The sequence below is a fragment of the Streptococcus parasanguinis genome, from assembly GCF_001074805.1.
Lineage (GTDB): Bacteria > Bacillota > Bacilli > Lactobacillales > Streptococcaceae > Streptococcus > Streptococcus parasanguinis_A.
Genome location: NZ_JUPI01000059.1, coordinates 1 through 2,239 on the forward strand (window position 1 = coordinate 1; position 2,239 = coordinate 2,239).

The 2,239-nt window shown below is 43.0% G+C and carries 2 protein-coding genes; both read right to left on the bottom strand.

What is annotated here, in order from left to right; translation table 11 throughout:
* The coding region (locus tag ADI76_RS04245; RefSeq protein WP_049514892.1) for a GBS Bsp-like repeat-containing protein at positions 1-691 on the bottom strand (691 nt) is incomplete at its 3' end.
* Positions 692-834: 143 nt separating this feature from the next.
* The coding region (locus tag ADI76_RS04250) for a GBS Bsp-like repeat-containing protein (protein WP_049514893.1) at positions 835-2,239 on the bottom strand (1,405 nt) is incomplete at its 5' end.

Sequence of the window (2,239 nt, forward strand, 5' to 3'; positions counted from 1 at the left end):
CTGTCGTAGTCTCTGTGATGTAGTTCCGTTTGTCAGCTTGATCCACATAATAAACATGGACATGGTACTTACCATCCTCATTTTTATGATCTGAGGCTTTGATGGTTGCACGGTAGCTGCCGTCACTTTGACGGACTGCTTTGTGCCATACTAGATCATCTTGCCAGTTCTTATCTGACCAGGTTGGGATCAAGACTTCCTTCAATCCATTTGGAGCTACTACATCGCGAATAACTGCATCAAAGGTTACTGGTTCAACATTATTATTTTCAATTGTTAGCGTGCCACTTGGCTTCTCTACTTTCTCAACCGGCAAACTATAATCTTCTGATTCTACCACTCGTGCGCGTGCGCCATATGGTGCGCGACTAGCTACCACAGCTGGTGCTGGTTGCTCTGATACAACCTTGTCGCTAGTGCCCTTGTCAGAAGACTGGTTATTACTAATAGTCGGTGTGACAGGTGTTGCCTCTGTTGCAACGGTATTTTCTGTCTGAATACCTTTCTCAACTCCCACTCCTTCATTCACGGTATTCTGTGCTTCTGATGAAGTTGTTATTTTTGCAATGACAGCTGAAGTATTTTCTGAGGTTTGATCAGATGCGCCTTGTTCATCGGCCTTGACCTGTTGTGTCGAAAAAGCTAACAAAACAGCTGTCCCAGCATAAAAAATAAGATCTTTCTTTTTCATATATCTTCCCTTACAATTTTTTTACGGATTGTACCCACATAGTAGTATTATAGCACAAACCGCCGGATCAAGAAACAATATCATTAGAAGATTTTATCCTGTTTTTAAAGAAAAAAGAAGGCCAATTTGGCCTTCTGATCAGATTATGCAAAAATAGAGAAGAAAGGTGCTCCAAGCTTGTTATCCATCGGATCCTTACTCTTAATAGAGTGAAGATAATTGATGGAGTACCAGCCGTTGTTGCCGCTATTATATGGATCGCGTACATAGGTTCTACCATTATCATAGCCATGCAAGACCAACTCATGGGTATAAGGATCGCTAGTAAATTGGCTATTGCCTACCGCAGCAAGTACATGCTTGCCAGCCATGAGGGCTTCTGCAATGCCTCCAGCTCCGTTAACCAATTGACTCTTCAAGCCCCAGTTACGAGTGGCAGCTACAATTCCATCAGAATCTGTTCCTGCTTCACCTTTGTTAAATGAATCAGTATTGTTGTAGAGATAATCAGCTACAGTTGTTGGCAAAATAGTTCTACCTAGGATATCTGTAAAGGTCATAGCAAGGGAGGTTGGCACACAACCTGACTGATCGACATTGCTCACACCGTAATATTTCCCAGCCCAACGAGGATCACGTTGAGAATAATAGGTTGTTTGTGGATTCACCTTTTGATTCCGTGGAGACAAGGCTGTCTGACCGAGGTTAAAACCTTCAACTCCCCCATCTTTGTAGTCTACATAGACGTGAGTGGTATAGTTGCCCGCTTCATTACCGTGATTATTGGCAGAGACAGTGATCTCTGTGTGCATACCTGTCGGCGTTGCGGAATACCAGTAAAGATTTTCTTGATGAGCTTTAGACCAAGCTGCGACACGAATATTCTTAATCTGACGTCCCTGAGGTGCTTGATCTACAGCTACTGTATAAGTCCCGTTCGTTGCATTGACATTCTTGATAGCAGCTTGTGTCTTGGTCTGGGCATTTCGGAATTCAACTTCTGTAGTCGTGGTACCAACACCTACACGAGAACCATCATTTTGGATATAGTAAAGATGAACATGGTACTTACCAGTAGAGTTCTTGTGATCACTCGCTTTGACCGATACCTTGTAGTCTCCGTTTGCTTGGCGAGTTGCTTCATACCAGCGGAGATCATCCTGTCCGTCCTTATCAGACCAAGTAGGGACTTGCACAGTTCGCACCCCTTTAGGACTATAGACATCCTTGATGATGACGTCAAAAGTACCTGTATCCTTGTTGTTGTTTTGGATCAAGATCGTACCAGAACGACGGGCTTGACGCACTTCTATCGTTGTCTCTGTGATGTAGTTTCGTTGATTATTTTGATCTACATAATAAACATGGACATTGTATTTACCATCTTCATTTTTATGATCTGAGGCTTTGATGGTTGCTCGATAGCTACCATCACTTTGACGGACTGCTTTGTGCCAGACTAGATCATCTTGCCAGTTCTTGTCCGACCAAGTTGGTATCAAAACTTCTTTCAATCCATTTGGAGCTACTACATTGCGAATAACTGCA